We start from the raw sequence: 18945 nt of genomic DNA, 5'->3' as shown, positions 1-18945 counted from the left end.
CTCTTCAGCTGTATTTTTGTAAGTATAACCATAGTCTGTCTGCAGCGAAAAGCGATGGTACTTCGTAAAAAAAATTAAGATCTACAACGGTTCTTACTGAACTGGATTTCCAGTTTACCGCATTACTCCCAACTCCTAACCAGCTGTGATAATCTGCACGCTGCGTCATCCAATAGGGTCTCAAATCAACATTCAATTGCCCAAACGCTGTACGATACCCAAGTTCATAAATTTCAATCCGGTTGCTGTTACTAAAAAGGTAATTTTTATCCCCAAACTGATACTTCGGTTGATTATCCATAAAACTCATCCTGACGGAGAGGCTCTTAGCTTCCTTCAGCGGAATGACAACACGTGAGTCCGACTGCAAGAGCCCCCTTCTGAGCCCGACATAATAGGGGGAACTATAATAATTGATACTTGAAATCTGAAAATCATTGAAGACTCCGTTATAACTCACACCACCTGCCAATCCGAATTTATGGCCTCCAGCATCCAACTGTTCAACACTTGTCCCGGCTTCCCAGGTGAGATTTTGATTCGCCGACCAGTCTTTGTATCCTTTTCCACTGAGCAGATGACTCCGGACATTCCGGTAATTGTCTTTGCTGTGCAAATAAGCCAGGCTAATTTCTTGGTTTTTTTCCGATGTAAGAGCATACTTAAGTCCCAGGGCCCCACCTCCAGGCGAAAAAGTATTCATCTGATTCCAAAGAAAATAATTGTTTTGGACGGCATATACGTTGATCGAACGCGACTTATCAAATTTATAGTTTGCTCTCAGTCCACGGCCGTTAACATATTGATCCAAATTTTCATAAATATTACCTGCTTTCAGGCCCCATTTTTCCGTTTGATAATTCAAATAACTATCATACATATTAAATGCACGTTGGTTTCTAAAATAGTCCATATTCATGCGATAGCTCAACGAGCTCTCTTTATTCAGCGCAAGATTACCATATCCCTGAAGCTGATACACCGATATATCCTGTCCCATATTGAGATAACGTAAGGCAGCCATATTGCTGTAGGGCTGATTCTGTAAGTTCATGGCCGAACCAAACTGTTTTACGCTGCCTACTGTCATGATGCGCACTCGGCTCGTCGCAAGTTGTTTACCGCCTGCTTCAATAGCTATCATCGTCAGTTCTACATCCGTGGCTATTTTCTTTGTGCGCATACGAACAATAAATCTCAATAATGACTGCCCTCCTGCTGCCAATGTTGTTGGCAATGTTTCACCTACGACCTCCAGTTCCGAAGGAAGGTTGACAAACTGCAGTTGAAAGGTAAACGGTATTAAACCCATATTGACGACGCGTACCAAAAATTGCGTTTGTCCAGTTGACTGATCAATAAAATACTCGGGTTGTTCAGACTGAATCAATAGCGCTGTCTGAACATCCAGTTTTGTGCAGAAAATTTGAGGGGGCTGTATAGTTACAGCAGCGTCTTTCGAATTCAACCCTATGCTAAATTTTTGTATCGCATCCGAGATCGTCCGTCGATCGGTCATGTATTTCAAGGGAAAGCTTTTCGTTTCATATGCCTTCAGTTGTATTAATGGAGGCAATTTGATCAATCCCTGCAATGCCTTCGTATCATTGGACTCAGGGTTTAGTTCAATTGTTCTATCCGTGTAGTTAACAATCGTTAGTTTGTTTGAAAATGTCTGGGATGGCGTGATCCGAACGGTATCGAATTCGAAATGATAGGCAATATCGTATCGTTGCTGACTTTTCGCTATGGATGAGAAAAGAGCAGTATAGCAGAAAAGAAACACAAAAATTAAAAGGCTTCTTATTGGCATAGCATATCATTCAAGTAGCTATAAAAATCAGGCTAAATTTAAATAGATCGAAATTTAGGAGGTCACATATTCATGTAATGAATTATTAAGCCGTCAATTGCGCGATCAGTTCACCTTTACTATTGATCTGAAACTTTCTATATATTCGCTTGATATAAATACGTACCGTGTCCAACGAGATTGCATATTTTTGGGCAATCATTTTATAGCTAAGGCCTTCAATAATACCATTAGCGATCTGCAACTCGCGCGCAGTCAGCAAATTTTCGGATTGTTTGGCACTGAAGGCCTGTTCAATCAAAGCGCGATTAACAAAAGGGCTAATAAAAGAACCATTTCCCAATGTCATTGTTATCGCATTTTTTAAAGATTGGAGACATGTTTTCTTCAACATATACCCCACCGCACCTTGCCTAAAACAGCTACGTACCATCCTTACATCACAATTATTGGTCAGAACCAGTATTTCAGCCCTTGGGAACACGCTTTTCACCCTTTCGACAATTAAGATATCCTGATGATCAATGTCGACAATCATCACATCAGGGATTTGATTGCGCCCTGAAGACGCAAGTGTATCCCGATCAAAGAGTACATGAATCGGGATTGTTGATTCAGCTATATTTTTTTCCGAGATGATTTTTTTTGTTTCCACCCGTTCTTGCTCATCCATGTCTATTATCCCAACTGTAATCATAATATTTCACATTTTATTAAATTGAAAACTATATGCTTAACTGATCTTTCACGCTATATTCGTCCCACTCTTATGAACCTATTGTAGTATAGACAAACCTGTTCTTAAAATTGTTTCTAAAGAAAAAAAACAGCCGAAATAAAATTTACAACTAAGCGAAATTAACAACATTAAAAATGAATTTCACAATAATTTACTTAAGGCCACTAAATAGATTGAAAACAATTTATATAAATATAATTTTTATTATTTAGAAATTCAAATTTCCTTGTTGGAAAATTAAAGACAATCGTATTATCTGCGATTGATAGCGCTACCGGCAGCGATCTAAACTTTACTAAAAACTTAATTATATTTGGAAAAAAAATTCTAATGAGCCGCCTATCTATCCTATTTACTGTTATTTCAACAATATTGTGTAGCTTTTGTGCATACGCCCAAAATAGTGGCTGGGACAAGTTAGACAAACAACTTGCAGAGGCAAACAGCGATTCTACCCGAGTATTGGCTTATTACAAAACCGCCTCAGAAATTTACCGCAGCAATCCCCAAGAAGCCCAGGAAATTGTTTCGAAAGGCCTTAATATGGCTTCAGAAAAGAAGTTTGCAGCGTTGGAAATTGACCTGCTTAATCTACAAGGTGTTATTTATCTGAAGCTAAATAAGTTCGATGAAAGTGTAAAAACCCATTTCAACGTACTCAAAAAACGGGAAGAACGCAACGATAAGAAAGGGATGATGCTTTCTTACCTTAACATAGGAAATGTGTTTAATAAGAGTTATGATCCCGATCAGGCTTTAAAATACTACGAACGCGCGCTAGACCTTTCAAAGGAACTTCATGACACTAGGAATCGAGCCAATATATCGACCAATATTGGGAATATATATGCGCAAAAAGCATTGAATGGAGAGAGCAAGAAGGATGTAGACCATGCTATTAAATACTTAGTAAAGACGGTTGAATTCTGTAAAGCCAATGCGCCGGACGTTGATCTTTTTAATACTTATATTTTACTAAGCTATCTCTATCTCAAGGCAGATAAGCTCGAGTGGAGTACGTACTATACCGACCTTGCCATTGACATCACCACGACAAAAAAAGACCCTGTTGGTGAAAGTTATGCACGTATTAATCGAGCCAATATTTACGTCAAAGAAAAGCGTTTTGATCTGGCAGCAAAAGAAGTAGCTCTTATCAAAGGTGTGATCGCAAAAAGCGGCTTCACAAATCTGACGGAAGATCTTCAAGGCGATTTCGATAAAATAGCAAAAGCGATCAAAAAGCAGGATGAACATTTAATTCTAAGTGATCAAGATAGTTTGGACCGTAAGTTTCACGAAGACGCTGAGGTTTTACGCGTCCGTATCCGGGAAGAACTCCGAGAAAAGTATGAAAGCGACAAGAAAGAGCTTGAAAATAAAAATTTATTACTGAAAAATGCGAATGTAGAACGAGAAGCCCATTGGATAAAACTGATTTGGCTAGCCACCTTTTTTGTCCTTCTAATTATCTCCGTTATGGTACTGTTACTGATCAAAAAGAATAGATTATTACGTGAAGAGAAACGGAAAGTCGATCAGCAGGCCGCCGAGATCAGGCATCAACACGAAGAGCTCATCCAGGCAGATCGATTTCGATCCAGTATATTTTCCGTTGTGTCACATGACCTTCGAAGTCCTTTGTCAACTTTCCAAGCGCTGCTTGCTGTATCCAAAATTGTCGAACTCCCAGCAGACGAAATTAAAAGTATGCTAATCAATATAGGCAATCAAGTTACAACAGCCTCCAAAATGCTCGACAGCCTGCTCGTATGGTCTTCACAACAAATGGCAAATGAAAAGCTTGAAATACAGGAAATTTCACCTTATGAAATTGTTAGAGAATGTGAGGCATTATTTATCGATCGGATTAATCTAAAAGATTTATCGATAGACGTCCGTATTTCCCCTCAATTGACCATCCAAAGTGATGTTAAACGATTTGAATTTATCATTCGCAATATCTTTAACAACGCTATTAAGTTTTCCTTTAGTGGTAAGACTATTATTTTCGACCAGCGGGAAAGCGAAAGGGGAGTACTTATTTCAATTACAGATCAGGGAATTGGAATGGACGAGCGAAAAATCGCCGCACTTAAAAATATGCAGAAACAGCAACACAGTCTAGAAGGCACTTTTGAAGAAAAGGGATCAGGTATCGGCTTAATGCTTTGCCATGAATTCGCAAACCGTATGGGTTATTCAATTACGGTTGAAAGTAGTGAAGGTTTTGGAAGTACATTTATCGTTCATATACCAAAATAGCATTCTGCCCAGAAAACAGAATGCTAATAAATGATTAAAAGCTTTTTACAATACGCTTTAAATACTCTCCATATCCCGACTTGCAGAGCGGTAGAGAAAGTTTTAGCAACTGCTGTCCATCAATGTAGCCCATTCTGTAAGCAACTTCTTCAATTGCCCCTATTTTCATTCCTTGTCGCTCCTCGATTACTTGCACAAATTGACCTGCCTGCATGAGCGACTGTATAGTCCCGGTATCCAACCATGCTGTGCCACGATCAAAAATACCAACCTTTAATTTGCCCCGGCGAAGATACTCTTTATTGATATCGGTGATCTCGAGCTCACCGCGAGGAGAAGGTTTTATATTTTTAGCAATCTTAACCACCTCGTTGTCATAAAAATAAACACCAGGAACAGCATAATTCGACTTTGGAAATTGTGGTTTTTCTTCAATAGAAATAACGTTATTTCCTTCATCAAATTCAACCACACCATATCGTTCCGGGTCCTGCACTGGATAGGCAAAAACTACCCCGCCATCAGGATCTGCCGATGACTGCAATAGTTTTGAAAGCCCCGAGCCATAAAAGATATTATCGCCTAAAATCAAGGCTACTTTATCGTCACCGATAAATTCTTCTCCAAGCAAAAATGCTTGCGCCAGTCCATCTGGACTTGGCTGCTCTTTATATTCGAAGCGACAGCCTAATTGCGAACCGCCCCCCAATAACTTTTCAAAATTTGGCAAATCTTGCGGTGTCGATATAATCAAAATCTCCCGTATACCAGCCAGCATCAATGTCGACAAGGGGTAGTATATCATAGGTTTATCATATACAGGCATCAATTGCTTGCTTACGGCCAATGTAAGTGGGTGTAATCGAGTCCCTGAGCCCCCAGCTAATATAATTCCTTTCATTTTACTGTTATTTAACGAAAAAGACTTTACAACGATATTGACAAAGTCTCCTTATTTTTTCTAATTATTTAAATTCTTCAGCGAGCATATTACCCAAACTTATTTTCCAATCCGGCACTTCCACGCCAAATATTCTCTTAATTTTTGATTTATCAAGTAGCGAATACTTTGGCCTGCGAGCAGGTGTGGGGTACGCACTTGTGGGAATCGGTTTTACCTGACAATCGAACGATCGGAAATCACGTATCGCTACAGCAAAGTCGTACCAGGAAATTTCACCTTCATTGCTATAATGATAAATACCGGGCTCCCAGACGGGCGAATCTATAATTTTTAATATCGCTCTAGCAAGATCTCCTGCATAAGTAGGGCTTCCAATTTGATCGTTAATTACCCCCACTTCATCACGCTCATCCATTAAACGACACATGGTTTTAACAAAATTTTTGCCGTAGGTGGAATATACCCAAGAGGTGCGTATAATGATTGCGTCGGGGCACCATTTCTGAATCGCCTGTTCTCCGGCTAGTTTCGTTTGACCATATACATTGATGGGGGCGGTTTCTGCAGTTTCTGTTAAAGCAGAAGCAGAAGATCCATCAAAAACATAATCTGTCGAAATAGCAATAAGTTTTGTATCGTGCAGACGGCAATACTGTGCAATTTCTTCTGAGGCTAAATGATTGACCAGATTCGGAGTCACCTGATCTTCCTCCGCTTTATCTACGGCTGTATATGCTCCTGCATGTATAATGAGATCAGGTTGATACATTCCCAAGATCTCCTGTATAATCTGTATTTGATCCAACGGCAATTGCTTCCGATCTAAGAAATAACACTCTTTTTCTGTATTATTCTGTAAGAGATCCCTTAATTCTGACCCAAGTTGTCCTGTAGCTCCTGTTATAACAATCCGCATATCCTCCTAAATTAATTTCATTCGTAATTCTTCAAAAGACTGCGCCTCTTGGTCTTTTTGTGAGAGAATCATTTGTTCTGCGGGAATTTGCCAATCTATCGCCAATTCCAGATCTAAGGGATTTATACCATCTTCTGATTCTTTATGATAGTTATTATCACATTTATAGAAAAAAACAGCATGCGTTGACAATACAGAAAAGCCATGTAAGAAGCCTCGAGGAATATACATTTGTTGTTTATTTTCGGCAGAAAGTTCCACCGCAACATATTGTCCAAAGGTGGGGGATCCTGGACGAACATCGACGGCAACATCCAGCACTTTTCCCTCAACAACACGGACCAATTTAGCTTGTGCATGTTCACCAGCCTGCAAATGTAGTCCGCGGACGACGCCAAACTGTGATTTAGATTGATTATCCTGCACAAAGTGTGGTGTATAACCGAGTATCGCCGTTAATTTCGTTTCATTAAATGATTCAAAAAAATAACCCCTTTCATCTTCAAACACAGCCGGTTCAAGTATAAAACAGCCTTTTAGTTTAGTTTCCGTATACCTCATCCTTATGCGTCTTTGTATTGATTGTCATAATATTTTTGATAATCTCCAGATGTTACATGGTCCAACCATTCTTGATTAGCCAAAAACCAGTCTATGGTTCGCGACAAACCCTCTTCAAAAGTTACCGAAGGTTTCCAACCCAACTCCTTATTGATCTTTGTGGCATCGATGGCGTAGCGCAAATCATGCCCCGGTCTGTCTTTAACAAAGGTGATCAACTGTGCCGAATTGCCCTTTTCACGCCCCAATTTCTCATCCATTTGTTTGCACAGCTCCTTGATCAGATCTATATTTTGCCATTCATTGAATCCGCCCACGTTATAGGAATCCCCATTTTTCCCTTCATGAAAAACCAGATCAATGGCTTTTGCATGGTCGATCACATATAACCAGTCGCGGGTATATTTTCCATCACCATAAACAGGGAGTGATTTATGATTTAAAATATTATGAATGCACAAAGGAATCAATTTCTCTGGGAAATGATTCGGGCCATAATTGTTGGAACAATTTGTCAACACAATAGGCAGGCCGTAGGTATCATGGTAAGCCCGCACAAAATGATCTGAACTTGCTTTAGATGCCGAATACGGCGAATGGGGATCATAGTTTGTTTCTTCCGTAAAAAATCCGGTATCACCGAGCGCACCAAACACCTCATCTGTTGACACATGATGAAATCGCTTTCCTTCAAAATTATCCTTCCAAATTGTCTTCGCCGCATTCAATAAATTGACCGTACCAATCACGTTAGTCATAACGAAAGCCATGGGATCGACAATTGAACGATCGACATGCGACTCCGCAGCCAAGTGGATAATACCGTCGGGCTGATATTCCTGAAAAATAGCCGCGACAGCATGCTGATCCGTAATATCCGCCTTAACAAAACTGTAATTGGGCAAATGCTCTATATCCTTTAAATTCTCCAGATTACCAGCATAGGTCAAAGCATCTAAATTTATAATTTGATATTCAGGATATTTCAACACAAACTCACGGACAACGTGTGATCCTATAAAGCCTGCTCCCCCAGTAATTAAAATTGTTTTATTCATAGAATGATTTTCGAATATTTAGACCATTGGTCTGCGAATGATGAGTTCACCAAATAGTTCGCTAAAATTAGGATGATTTTTGTTAATTGACAAGTTTTAATCCATGAGTAAATGGAATAAACAAAAAAAGCCTTCTATTCAGAGGGCTTTTCACTTCTTTATCGTGTTATTATCTAAAACTTACCTGTCTTATAACAGCTTTACAATACGTTCTTTACCAACGAATATACTGGTACTTCCGCTGTGGATTCATGAATCAATTCAATTTCTTTTTCCTCCGTCACTGTATCCAGCATTTCATATTCTGAATTTTGAGATTTAAATTCTGGAACAATCTGTTTCATGCCGGCCACAAGCTCCATAAAATCTGGCAACTGCTTATCCGCATCCAAAATCCGTTGGCAGATTGCATTAATACGCTCTGCTTTAAGCGATAAACTATCGTGATTTACGTTAGCAATCATAATCTTTGGATGGTGTGTCTTTACCGTATTCTCATTATTCGCTAACAATTCCTCATAAATCTTCTCCCCTGGACGTAATCCAACAATTTTTATATCGATATCTTCCGGGTAACGATACCCTTTCAATTTGATCATGCGTTTTGCAAGATCGATGATTTTGACAGACTTGCCCATATCGAACACAAAGATCTCACCCCCTTTCCCCATCACACCTGCCTCTTGCACCAATTGACACGCTTCAGGTATCGTCATAAAGAAACGAGTGATTTCAGGATGGGTCAATGTAAGCGGCCCTCCTTCTGCCATTTGCTTCTCAAAAAGTGGAATAACCGAACCGTTTGAACCAAGTACATTTCCAAATCGGGTAATGATAAAACTCGTATTGGATTTACCGCTGCAGCTGCTTACATAGATCTCAGCCATGCGTTTAGTCGCCCCCATAACATTGGTCGGATTGACAGCCTTATCCGTGGACACCATGACCATTTTTTTAGTCCGATATTGCATACACAGATCGGCCACATTTTTACTTCCCAATACATTGGTCTGAATGGACTCGTAGGGGTTCGCTTCCATTAAAGGCACGTGTTTATAGGCCGCCGCATGAAAGACCAAATCGGGTTTGTATTGCGCAAATATCTTCTGCATAAAGGCATAGTTACGCACATCACCTACCACGCAGTGCATCTGCTCGGGTTGCGTAGCCTTAATCGATTGTTGGATATCATATAGCGCAGACTCGGCTTGATCCAATAGAATTAAGGTCTTATAATGACGTCTAGCGATCTGGCGGGCTAATTCCGAACCGATAGATCCGGCGGCACCGGTCACCAAGATGACTTTACCCTGCATCTCTTGTTCAATTTCCGGATGATCTAATTTAATTGGCTTGCGTCCCAATAAATCCTCAATCTTTAATGGCCTGATTTCACGCTTCGCACCTGAATTAAGTAAAATTCGTGCCGGAGGCATGATCTTCAGTTCAAGTCCAATATTTTGAAACCAATCTGAGACATATTCCAAACGCTCCGGATCGTTATTTTCAACCGCGATGATGACCTGAGTAATCTGACATTTTTCAACATATTCCCTTGTGATTTCGGTAATATCTTTAATTTTTATTCCTGCCAACCGCTTACCTATCCGTGATATTTTATCTTCCACAAAAGCAACCACTTGATATTTCGTTCTCGGATCTTCCTTCAATAAGGAGAATGATACTAGGCCTGGTCTCGAAGCTCCAAATATCAACACATTTTCACCTTTCCGGCTAGGCAAGAAGAGATATTCGTAAATCGTCCGATAGATTACACGTGCGCCCACCATAATAACCAGCAAAATTGTGGCTTGCATGGTCAACACACCATAAGATAGGCGAAGATAATCTCCTGCCACGCTACCTTTTTCAAAAACAGCTTTGATAATTAAGGTTAGCACCATTAAAATCACATAGGCAGAACCAACCGTCTTAAAGATTTTAATGGTATCCCTAATGCCCGTCTGCCGAACAATACCCCGAAAAGTATCATAGCATAAAAACATTAAGAAATATATCGGCAATATGACGACAACTTTCTTCAGCATCAATTCAATATCAAATACACCCCTGAAGTTGTTAACTACATAATTAGAAAACACATAGCTTGCAAATACAAACCACATATCGATCATTAAAATGACCCATCGTGGATTGTCCTTTCTCAGGCGTCTTCTTAAATCTCCTAGAGAACCCATCATAAGCTTATCTCTTATTTAATTAAAATGTTACTGACCATGTATGCGACAAACGAACACGATCTGATATGGCTTTTTATTATAATATTTTACAAAGGAGATGCAAGATAGTCAAATTTTCACACCTAAAATACCTCTTTGATAAAATATCATTAAAAAAGAACCCTATCCCTTCGATCAATTTATCAACGTGGATTAAGCAACTATTATACCGAAACTGTTACATTGACAAAATAATAATATGAATCCCGTTACAATTAATAATTTAGGCTCATAAAAGAACAATTTTTGCCGTCATCCTTCGATACAATCCGGTAGTCCATGCAACACTTTAGGTACTAACACAATTATTGGCATATTGTTTGTATCAATTCACTCATAGTCATGGAAAGGAATTTAAGATATACACCTTCGCTTAATATTAGACTGAAACGCCACTCCTTCACTGCACTATTTGCACAACAATAATAAGATTTGCATCATGGGATTTTTTAGCAACCTGTTTGGGAAAAAGACTTCATCAATCCACTCTTTAGCGCAGTTGGAATTTTTACAAGTGGACATGCACAATCACCTGCTACCAGGTATTGATGATGGAAGTGATTCGGTACAACAATCCTTACATTATATCCAGCAACTTCAACGCCTAGGACTTAAAAAGTTTATCTGTACACCACATATTATGGCTGGCGTGCATCAAAACACCAAATTTAGTATTGAACATGCGAAAGATTCGCTTGTCGATGGACTAAAAAAATCTGGCAATGATGTCGATATATTCGGGGCTGCCGAACATATGATTGACGAAAATCTTCCTTTACTGATCCGTGAAAATGAGTTGTGTGTAATGCCCGGTGACTATGTGTTAATCGAAATGTCCTACCTTTCGGAATCGAAAGCTTTATTTCACACAATTAGAGATATTCAAAAATTAGGCTATAAACCCATTCTTGCCCATCCCGAAAGGTATAATTATTATCATAGCAATTTTAATATTTATAAGCAAATTAAAGATGCTGGTTGTTTGCTCCAGTTAAACCTACTTTCTTTGAGCCGATACTATGGTGTAGATGTAAAAGCGATAGCAATGACTCTTTTAAAGTCAGGCATGTACGATTTTGTAGGAACCGACCTGCACCACCAACGCCATCTGGACGCTTTAAAAAATATTGTCGAGAAATATCCGATCCGTGAGATGTTGAGAACTTCACCCATTTTGAATGAGACACTTCTTGATCATATCAATCAACACAAAGCCCAAGTTATTGCTGGATAATTCGATTTCCGCGGCCTCATTATCTTTATAAGCATGTTTTAAAATATGCTATTGTCTTGGACAACCCCTCTTCCAGCTGAACTGTAGGACTCCAGTCTAAGCTTTTCTTCGCAAGTTCGATATCTGGCTTTCGTTGCTGTGGATCGTCTTTTGGCAAGGGCAAAAACTTAATCTTTGATTTTGATCCAGTCTGTAGAATCACCTGCTCAGCCAATTGTAGTATCGTAAATTCATGGGGGTTACCGATATTTATTGGGCCAATAAAAGACTTCTCGGTATCCATCATCCGTATCATTCCTTCGACAAGATCATCTACATATTGAAAACTACGTGTCTGATTTCCTTCACCATAAATGGTAATGTCTTTATTTTGCAGAGCTTGCATAATAAAATTAGAAACTACACGTCCATCCTGAGGGTGCATGCGTGGGCCATAGGTATTAAATATCCGTACGATTTTTATAGCAATATGATGTTGGCGATGATAATCCATAAAAAGAGTTTCTGCACATCGCTTTCCTTCGTCATAGCAGGATCGAATACCGACAGGGTTAACATTTCCCCAATAGCTTTCTTGTTGCGGATGAACCTTTGGGTCGCCATATACTTCACTGGTAGAAGCTTGTAAAATACGAGCATTTACCCGCTTCGCAAGCCCAAGCATATTGATAGCCCCCATAACCGATGTTTTGATGGTTTTAATCGGATTGTATTGATAATGAACCGGACTTGCTGGACAGGCCAGATTATATATTTCGTCCACCTCCGCTAAAAAAGGTTCTGTTACGTCATGCCTTACAAGCTCAAAATATGGATTCTGTAACAGGTGAACAATATTCGATTTATCGCCTGTAAAAAAATTATCCATACAAATGACTTCATGCCCATCTTTAAGTAATCGTTCACACAGATGGGAACCTATAAATCCAGCTCCGCCAGAGACTAATATTCTTTTTTTTAGGTTATACATAAATTATCAATTTATAATATCGAGATTACTGATTAGATGTTATTTGCAGCAACGGAACACGAAAGCCGAAACGGGAGCCTACATGCTCTTCCGACTCAAAAAAGAATGTACCTCCATTGCGCTGAATAAAATGATAAACTACCCATAAGCCTAAACCTTTACCTTTCTCCCGCATAGGGGTAATCTTTCCCTCTTCCATTATCTGGTCTTTTAATTGGCGCTGTGCATCCAAACTCATTCCCACCCCAGTATCAATAAATTCGACGACAGCATCATCTTCATTGCGATATAGATTGAGCTTGATCAGGGAATCTTCGTGACTAAACTTCACCGCATTAATTAAAAGATTTCTTAAGATACTTTTCATAATGTCCGCATCAAAAAAGATCTGCAGACCGGGCTGTAACTTTAATTGTATTTCGGTATTTTTCAATTTAGCTGTGGGTTGGAGCGTCTCCACTACACCTTTGATCATTTCATCGAACTCAATTTCCTGCGGCATATAGCTTAACACCCCCAGACTGTTTTTGGTCCATTTAAGTAGATTGTCCAAAACACTGAAAAGTTGTTCCGCAATATCATTGCCTGTATTGATCATATCTCCATAACCAGTATTACTTCCCTCAGGACTCATGGTCAAAATATTTAAGATCATTTTGAGTGAAGAAATCGGACTTCGTAGATCGTGAGCAAGAATAGCATACATTCTATCGCGGTTTAATATCGCTTCCTGAAGCTGTGCTGTCTGCATCGCAATGGTATGGCCCGATTCAATAAGCCTGATTTGATGTTTGATGCGCTGAAGTAATTCCTTTTTATTGAAAGGCTTCGGAATATAATCTACACCGCCACTATCAAATCCACGCACAACATCATCCGGAGATTTTAAGTTCGTAATAAATAACACTGGAATATGCTTATACAGCTCCATGGATTTCAGTTCCTTGGTTAGATCAAAACCGTTCGTTTCCCCCATCATGACGTCCATTAAAATAAGATCTATTCTTTGCAGTCGCAAGTTTTCAAAAGCTCCTTTAGCACTAGAAGCAGAGAATACGTTAAAATGCTCACGTTCTAAGATCTCTTTTAATACAAAAAGATTAAGCTCAGAATCCTCTACAATGAGAATATTATAGGTTGAAAAATCGATTTCCATAGATTAATTATAGCTTATGTAGCATTATCCAAAAGGGTGCCATCCCTCTTTTAAAATTTATAAATCAATATTACGCTATTAATTACTGTAATAATTTGTGTAGCAAAAATGTTATATATCAATTTACTTTAAAATCAACCAATACAGGAAGATGATCACTATAGTCAACCTGTCCCGTTCTGTAATTTACAGCCTGAAATGTAGCTCCAGAAAAGAATACAAAGTCAATGCGAAAGAGCTTCATTAAATTACTGTAAGTATATCCATATCCATTACCTGCTTCGCGAAATGCATCCTTCAAATTTCCTTTAATTTTATGATAACTATAGGAATTAGGGCTATTATTAAAGTCACCGCAAATAAGCGTAGGAAAAGAAGATTGATCGATTAAATTTCTTAAATAATCAGCCTGTCCACCTCTCAACCTAAAATTTTCAGACATTGTTTTAATTGCACTCCACCATTTAAAGGCCGTATTTTCAGCAGGCAGTAAATCCCCTTTTACCTGGTTCCAATTTGTTGTCTGCAAATGACAGGTTCCGATCCTGATCTTTTTGCCTCTGAGGGAAAGATCGGCAAAAAGTGCACAGTTGGGCCGCTCTTTAAACGAAACAACCTGTACCGAGTCCAGTGGAAATTTACTTAAGATAGCAAGTTGATTCTGCCCTGATTTACTCCCTGTTATTATGAAATATTGAAACTGGCCAAATGACTGCTTGAGTTCCGACACGGAACAGTCGGCCGGAACTTCCTGTAAACATAAGGTATTTACTCGCTGCGAATCAATATAGGAAGCAATCTGTTGCATCGAAGATAGATTATAAATCATTTTGAATTCACGAACATTATAAGACGCGAAACGTATGTCTGACGTTTCTGTTTGCGCTATTCGGTTTATCTGAATTACTTTTATAAAATAATGAAAGTTGGCCAATAGTGCTATTAACGGGCAAATACTGTACCAACTACGTTTATATAATCCGATAATAAAAAAAAAGAAAATTACCACATATAAGTGCAGGTAACAACACACCAATCCATTGGAAAATAACAGTGGTCTGTGGCGAAATAAGCAAAGCCAAAAACGATAAGGAGGCAAGTGTAGCCACCAATATGATGACAATCCGGATCAGTACTCCGGAGATACTCACCGGCCTAAATTCAATATCTTTAGTCATGGTATGCTATTTTAATTTTGTTCGCTTAAAGGCAATCTTATGCTAAAAGTAGCGCCTTGTCCAAGCTCTGATTCGACCCCCAGCTGCCCGTTCATCTGCTCAACAATACCTTTACAAATTGCCAGCCCCAATCCGGTACCCTTATCCATTGAATTAATCTTATAAAATCTATTGAAAATCATCTCTTGATTTTCCTTGGCTATCCCAATACCATTATCTTTAACATAAAATTCTACATGATCATTACTTAGCCCGTAACCAACGTGTATAGCACCCTCAGGTGGCGTAAATTTCAAGCTGTTATTAATTAAATTGACGAGTACCTGAATCACTCTTCCACGATCCAGCCTTGCCACCAATTCCTTTTCAGGAATGTCAAAAATTATGGCTGGCTGTTCCTCATTTGACAAGAAACTCATTGATAATTCATTCAATATCCCTTTAAGGGACACGTCCGAATTCTTTAACCTTACTTTACCTGCATCCATCTGCGACATTTCCAGTACATCTGTTATCAGCCGTAGCAGCTGGCTGCTATTTGCATTGAGGAGCTCACCATACTCCTTTCGCAGCTCAGGATCTGGCGTATCGGCAATAATACTTCCAAAGCCCATAATGGCGCTAAGCGGCGTCCGGATTTCATGATTCATATTCGAGATAAATGCAGATTTCAACCGCTCAGATTCCTCAGCAGCTTCTTTTGAACGCAACAGCTGCTCCTCGTAACGAAGCTGATCCGAAATATCCCGCTTAATGGTCCAGATGATATCTTCACCGTTCCCATTTTTGATCATCAACGAACTGCATTCTGAGCCAATAATATCCAGTTCTGGATACACCGTATCACAACGATATTGATAATAACCCGAAGCAGAAATGATTTTTTGCACAGATAAGGCCCAGGCTTCTTCTGTTGTGAACTCCCGCAGGCATTCAAAAACTTTTAAGTCAGCAATGATCTCTTCTTCTTTCAGGCCATTTTGCTGTCGGCATGCCTTATTCGCAAAAGCCATCGTCCCATTTTTATGGCATGCGAAAATACTGTATGGTGCATTATCAACAACAGCAAGCACCATTTCAAGTTCATTTCGATTCTTAATAAAATCGCTTACATTCTGTGAAAAGCCATCTATGATACGAATATTGTTTTCAAGGCGTTTGGCATATTTTGTCGCCCGTACATACGTGATGGGTGTATCGGGCTGTTTTATCCGGTACTCAAATGTGCTATACTCAATAGCGTCATTATGCAGAAAAGCCTCCATCTTCTTTCTATCATCCGGGTGAACCTGTGCGAGCAGATCCTGCAAAGCTATTTTCTCAGGCTCTTCAAGATTTTTCTTCCGAAGGTTCGAATAGCCATTATGCGTAAATTCCTGCTGATGCAGATCATAAGTCCAATGCCCAATCATAGCGACCTTCCCCACTTCAAGTTGGGCAGTCAGTGCAGATTTAAGGCGATACTTCATGTTACTACGCTGTGTGATATCCCGATATTGGCAAATCAGATGTTCCTCGTCAAATTTGTGAATGACAAACTTAAAATAATACATCTGCTCTTCAGTAGGCAAGTCATAATTAAGATTGGAAGTTTCCCCAGTTTGGCGGCAAAAATTAAATTCCTGTTCGATTAGACTCGATGTTGGCTGGGGTAAAATAGACAACAGATTTTTCCCAATTGGATCTATATTGGAATTTAAAACCGGATTATTTGTTTTCATTATTGCATCCACGCAGATATTATCCTTATTCACCAGCAACAATGTATCACAAGTCATATTCAAGACCTTCTCCAAGAATTTTAAATCATGTAATATTTTTTTTTCCATAACATTCATTAGATTATTTTCTTTGAGATTTCTCCCATCCGCCAATAAAGCTTCTGCTAAACAAATAATAAATTCCACGCATTACATTGATGTTCATAAATAGAAAGTAATATGGAATATAAAACAACTTTGTACTATTGGGATTATTTCGCATCAAATACCCTAAAACCGCACAAAGATAAAAGACACACTGAAACACAAAAATGACAGAAAACACATTGGAAGGTGACGAGCACCGATATCCAAGAATTGCCGCCAAGGGGAAGATTGTAAAAAGGGCAAAAGGTGTAACAGACCAACGCAACACACGATGTGAAATATATTGGAAGCTCAACTTCCCAAATTTAAAGCCATTTAGCAATGGCAGTAATCTTCCTATAGACTGCCATCCCCCAGCAGCAATACGTCGTTTCCTTTTTCCTTCCTCTTCCATATTCAGCGAACCATATTCAACAGCATAAGCGTCAGCTGTGTATGCAATACGGTAGCCTTTTAATGCAATGCGCATTGAAAGCATAAAATCATCCAATAAGGTATCTTCTTCCATCGCAGCAAATAATTCTGTCCGCACAGCAAAGAGTTCTCCAGCGGCTCCGACTGCTGAATAAAATTCGAAGTCTAATCTTTTCAAGAGGGATTCATACTTCCAATAGGCTCCCTCCCCTTTTGAAGAAACAGTATCGTCATTATCAAAAGCCACTCTTTTTTCACCCGAGACACATCCAATTGTCGGATCTTCAAATTGGCGAGCAATAATCTTTAACGCCCCGGCATTCAGTAAACAATTTGCATCGCTAAAGACAACAATTGGAGTTTTTACATATTCCATACCGTGATTAACGGCAGCTGTTTTACCTTTCCTATGAGCTGAACCGATAATCTTAACCATCGGATACTTTGCTAACAGCTCACGACTATCATCAGTACTTCCATCTATAACCCATAGAATGTTTAATTTATGTTTAGGATAATCAAGCTCAAGGCAGTTCAGCATTTTATCTGGAATTATTTCTGACTCATTGTAGGCTGTAATAAATAGTGTCAACGGGGGAAGCTCATGCCTGTCGCTATTTTGAGCCCTCTCCTTTATAGGGTATGGAAATACCCTGGCCAATGTATAAATGACTATAGCATAACCAATATATGTATATAGCACTAAGAATATGCAAGTCCAGAAGACAAATTGAAGCATAGGCTGGATAGATTTTAGACAAAAATAGACAATTATTTTTACTGAATCCTATTCGAGTCCTCATCCTGATAATGCTTCTTACCAGAAAATAGTCCGCCCATTGATGTTATCGCTTTTCGCAACCTGACAAAAAAGCTATTTGCAAGAGATCCATCGGCACCGAGCGTGTTCTGCCCTGTCATCGCCCGCGCCTTTTTACTTCGAATAAACTGAATCTTTCCATAGGCCTTAAGTCCCAAAGCCATTGACCCGTCTTCGCCACGTTTTATATCGGTCCTAAAATTAACCTTGCGCCCCAGCTCGGTCTTAAAGGAAAAGACCATCCCCCGTACGCACAATTCGGGCCTTTTTATAAATTGCAGGTTCAGGTAAATATCCCGAAGTCCTTCATAAAACCAAAGGAAAGTTCTCGACTGCCCAGCCTGGGGCAAGAAACTCCACAAACTGCATGTGGCGGATATACCTGGCCTATCTAATAATTTCACATGCGTTTCAACATAGCTTGGGGGATACATGGTGTCTCCATCTACGCAAAGCATGAATTTACCGCGTGCTTGATCAAGACCACATTGCCTAGCAAATCCAGGCCCCTGCTTTAGTTCATTGTGATAAGTCACACCAAGTCGCTTTAAAAGTGATTCTGTTTGATCCGTCGAATTATTGTTAACGACAATTAATTCCATGGGCAAATGACAACGCTGTTCTGCTAAAGACCAAATACATGCCAAAAGCTTCTTTTCTTCATTATAGGCGATGACCACAATACTTATGATCGGGTCAGAACTTGAAGAAAGCTGGACCTGTGCCCGAACCTTCTCGATAACATCATTATCTACAGAAACCACTTCTTGGTCATAAACCTTCGCATATTGTGTATACCATTTAGCCAT

The 18945-nt window shown here is 39.3% G+C and carries 16 protein-coding genes; 2 read left to right on the top strand and 14 right to left on the bottom strand.

Annotated elements, in window-relative coordinates:
* Positions 1-4: 4 nt before the first annotated feature.
* Both BV902_RS02785 and BV902_RS02780 read right to left on the bottom strand, forming a co-directional pair.
* Positions 5-1813, bottom strand: a complete 1809-nt coding sequence (locus BV902_RS02785; protein ID WP_075990688.1) for a hypothetical protein — start codon at positions 1811-1813, stop codon at positions 5-7.
* An 85-nt stretch (positions 1814-1898) separates the two neighbouring features.
* A complete protein-coding gene (locus BV902_RS02780; RefSeq protein ID WP_075990687.1) occupies positions 1899-2510 on the bottom strand; it encodes a LuxR C-terminal-related transcriptional regulator in 612 nt (203 codons plus the stop codon).
* Between the two features lie 372 nt (positions 2511-2882).
* Here BV902_RS02780 and BV902_RS27065 point away from each other — a divergent pair, with 372 nt between their 5' ends.
* Positions 2883-4817, top strand: coding sequence for a tetratricopeptide repeat-containing sensor histidine kinase (locus BV902_RS27065; RefSeq protein ID WP_083663450.1), 1935 nt, complete (start codon positions 2883-2885; stop codon positions 4815-4817).
* Positions 4818-4851: 34 nt separating this feature from the next.
* Here BV902_RS27065 and rfbA read toward each other — a convergent pair whose 3' ends face one another.
* The 5 genes from rfbA to BV902_RS02745 all read right to left on the bottom strand — a co-directional run bounded on the left by rfbA (position 4852) and on the right by BV902_RS02745 (position 10457).
* Entirely contained in the window at positions 4852-5718 is an 867-nt protein-coding gene (gene rfbA, locus BV902_RS02765) for a glucose-1-phosphate thymidylyltransferase RfbA (RefSeq protein ID WP_075990686.1), read from the bottom strand.
* A gap of 64 nt (positions 5719-5782) precedes the next feature.
* The gene (rfbD, locus tag BV902_RS02760; RefSeq protein ID WP_075990685.1) at positions 5783-6637 is read right to left on the bottom strand and encodes a dTDP-4-dehydrorhamnose reductase; all 855 of its coding nucleotides are present in this window, start codon (positions 6635-6637) and stop codon (positions 5783-5785) included.
* A gap of 6 nt (positions 6638-6643) precedes the next feature.
* Positions 6644-7198, bottom strand: a complete 555-nt coding sequence (gene rfbC / locus BV902_RS02755; RefSeq protein WP_075990684.1) for a dTDP-4-dehydrorhamnose 3,5-epimerase — start codon at positions 7196-7198, stop codon at positions 6644-6646.
* 2 nt (positions 7199-7200) lie between these two features.
* Positions 7201-8256 (bottom strand): dTDP-glucose 4,6-dehydratase, encoded by a 1056-nt coding sequence (rfbB, locus tag BV902_RS02750; RefSeq protein WP_075990683.1) that lies wholly within the window; start codon positions 8254-8256, stop codon positions 7201-7203.
* Between the two features lie 200 nt (positions 8257-8456).
* Complete coding sequence (locus BV902_RS02745) at positions 8457-10457, bottom strand: polysaccharide biosynthesis protein (protein ID WP_237241925.1); 2001 nt, start codon at positions 10455-10457, stop codon at positions 8457-8459.
* Positions 10458-10935: 478 nt separating this feature from the next.
* Between BV902_RS02745 and BV902_RS02740 the strand changes: the two genes are divergently transcribed.
* On the top strand, positions 10936-11730 hold the full coding sequence (locus BV902_RS02740) for a tyrosine-protein phosphatase (protein WP_075990681.1): 795 nt from the start codon (positions 10936-10938) through the stop codon (positions 11728-11730).
* A 25-nt stretch (positions 11731-11755) separates the two neighbouring features.
* Here BV902_RS02740 and BV902_RS02735 read toward each other — a convergent pair whose 3' ends face one another.
* The 7 genes from BV902_RS02735 to BV902_RS02705 form a co-directional block, all read right to left on the bottom strand.
* Positions 11756-12700, bottom strand: coding sequence for a UDP-glucuronic acid decarboxylase family protein (locus tag BV902_RS02735; RefSeq protein ID WP_075990680.1), 945 nt, complete (start codon positions 12698-12700; stop codon positions 11756-11758).
* Positions 12701-12725: 25 nt separating this feature from the next.
* Positions 12726-13856 carry a hybrid sensor histidine kinase/response regulator gene (locus BV902_RS02730; RefSeq protein WP_075990679.1) on the bottom strand — a complete coding sequence of 377 codons (1131 nt, stop codon included), beginning with the start codon at positions 13854-13856 and terminating at the stop codon, positions 12726-12728.
* Positions 13857-13974: 118 nt separating this feature from the next.
* Entirely contained in the window at positions 13975-14865 is an 891-nt protein-coding gene (locus BV902_RS02725; RefSeq protein ID WP_257787011.1) for an endonuclease/exonuclease/phosphatase family protein, read from the bottom strand.
* Positions 14828-15034 (bottom strand): hypothetical protein, encoded by a 207-nt coding sequence (locus BV902_RS02720; protein ID WP_075990677.1) that lies wholly within the window; start codon positions 15032-15034, stop codon positions 14828-14830. Before BV902_RS02720 ends, BV902_RS02725 begins: the two co-directional genes overlap by 38 nt.
* An 11-nt stretch (positions 15035-15045) precedes the next feature.
* Entirely contained in the window at positions 15046-16863 is a 1818-nt protein-coding gene (locus tag BV902_RS02715) for a sensor histidine kinase (RefSeq protein WP_172840634.1), read from the bottom strand.
* A 13-nt stretch (positions 16864-16876) separates the two neighbouring features.
* Positions 16877-18055 (bottom strand): glycosyltransferase family 2 protein, encoded by a 1179-nt coding sequence (locus BV902_RS02710; protein ID WP_075990675.1) that lies wholly within the window; start codon positions 18053-18055, stop codon positions 16877-16879.
* A 38-nt stretch (positions 18056-18093) separates the two neighbouring features.
* Positions 18094-18945, bottom strand: a complete 852-nt coding sequence (locus tag BV902_RS02705; RefSeq protein WP_075990674.1) for a glycosyltransferase family 2 protein — start codon at positions 18943-18945, stop codon at positions 18094-18096.

The organism is Sphingobacterium sp. B29, assembly GCF_001952815.1.
GTDB lineage: Bacteria > Bacteroidota > Bacteroidia > Sphingobacteriales > Sphingobacteriaceae > Sphingobacterium > Sphingobacterium siyangense.
The sequence above is the reverse complement of the archived record's forward strand: the minus strand, read 5'-3'. Positions and strand labels throughout refer to the sequence as shown.

Excerpts from the sequence above, each read along its gene's own strand:
- BV902_RS02740 (WP_075990681.1), top strand. The coding sequence starts at position 10,936 with ATGGGATTTTTTAGCAACCTGTTTGGGAAAAAGACTTCATCAATCCAC.
- BV902_RS02720 (WP_075990677.1), bottom strand. The coding sequence starts at position 15,034 with ATGACTAAAGATATTGAATTTAGGCCGGTGAGTATCTCCGGAGTACTG.
- rfbA (WP_075990686.1), bottom strand. The coding sequence starts at position 5,718 with ATGAAAGGAATTATATTAGCTGGGGGCTCAGGGACTCGATTACACCCA.
- rfbC (WP_075990684.1), bottom strand. The coding sequence starts at position 7,198 with ATGAGGTATACGGAAACTAAACTAAAAGGCTGTTTTATACTTGAACCG.
- BV902_RS02745 (WP_237241925.1), bottom strand. The coding sequence starts at position 10,457 with ATGATGGGTTCTCTAGGAGATTTAAGAAGACGCCTGAGAAAGGACAAT.
- rfbD (WP_075990685.1), bottom strand. The coding sequence starts at position 6,637 with ATGCGGATTGTTATAACAGGAGCTACAGGACAACTTGGGTCAGAATTA.
- BV902_RS02715 (WP_172840634.1), bottom strand. The coding sequence starts at position 16,863 with ATGGAAAAAAAAATATTACATGATTTAAAATTCTTGGAGAAGGTCTTG.
- BV902_RS02780 (WP_075990687.1), bottom strand. The coding sequence starts at position 2,510 with ATGATTACAGTTGGGATAATAGACATGGATGAGCAAGAACGGGTGGAA.
- BV902_RS27065 (WP_083663450.1), top strand. The coding sequence starts at position 2,883 with ATGAGCCGCCTATCTATCCTATTTACTGTTATTTCAACAATATTGTGT.
- BV902_RS02735 (WP_075990680.1), bottom strand. The coding sequence starts at position 12,700 with ATGTATAACCTAAAAAAAAGAATATTAGTCTCTGGCGGAGCTGGATTT.
- rfbB (WP_075990683.1), bottom strand. The coding sequence starts at position 8,256 with ATGAATAAAACAATTTTAATTACTGGGGGAGCAGGCTTTATAGGATCA.
- BV902_RS02730 (WP_075990679.1), bottom strand. The coding sequence starts at position 13,856 with ATGGAAATCGATTTTTCAACCTATAATATTCTCATTGTAGAGGATTCT.
- BV902_RS02710 (WP_075990675.1), bottom strand. The coding sequence starts at position 18,055 with ATGCTTCAATTTGTCTTCTGGACTTGCATATTCTTAGTGCTATATACA.
- BV902_RS02785 (WP_075990688.1), bottom strand. The coding sequence starts at position 1,813 with ATGCCAATAAGAAGCCTTTTAATTTTTGTGTTTCTTTTCTGCTATACT.
- BV902_RS02705 (WP_075990674.1), bottom strand. The coding sequence starts at position 18,945 with ATGGCTAAATGGTATACACAATATGCGAAGGTTTATGACCAAGAAGTG.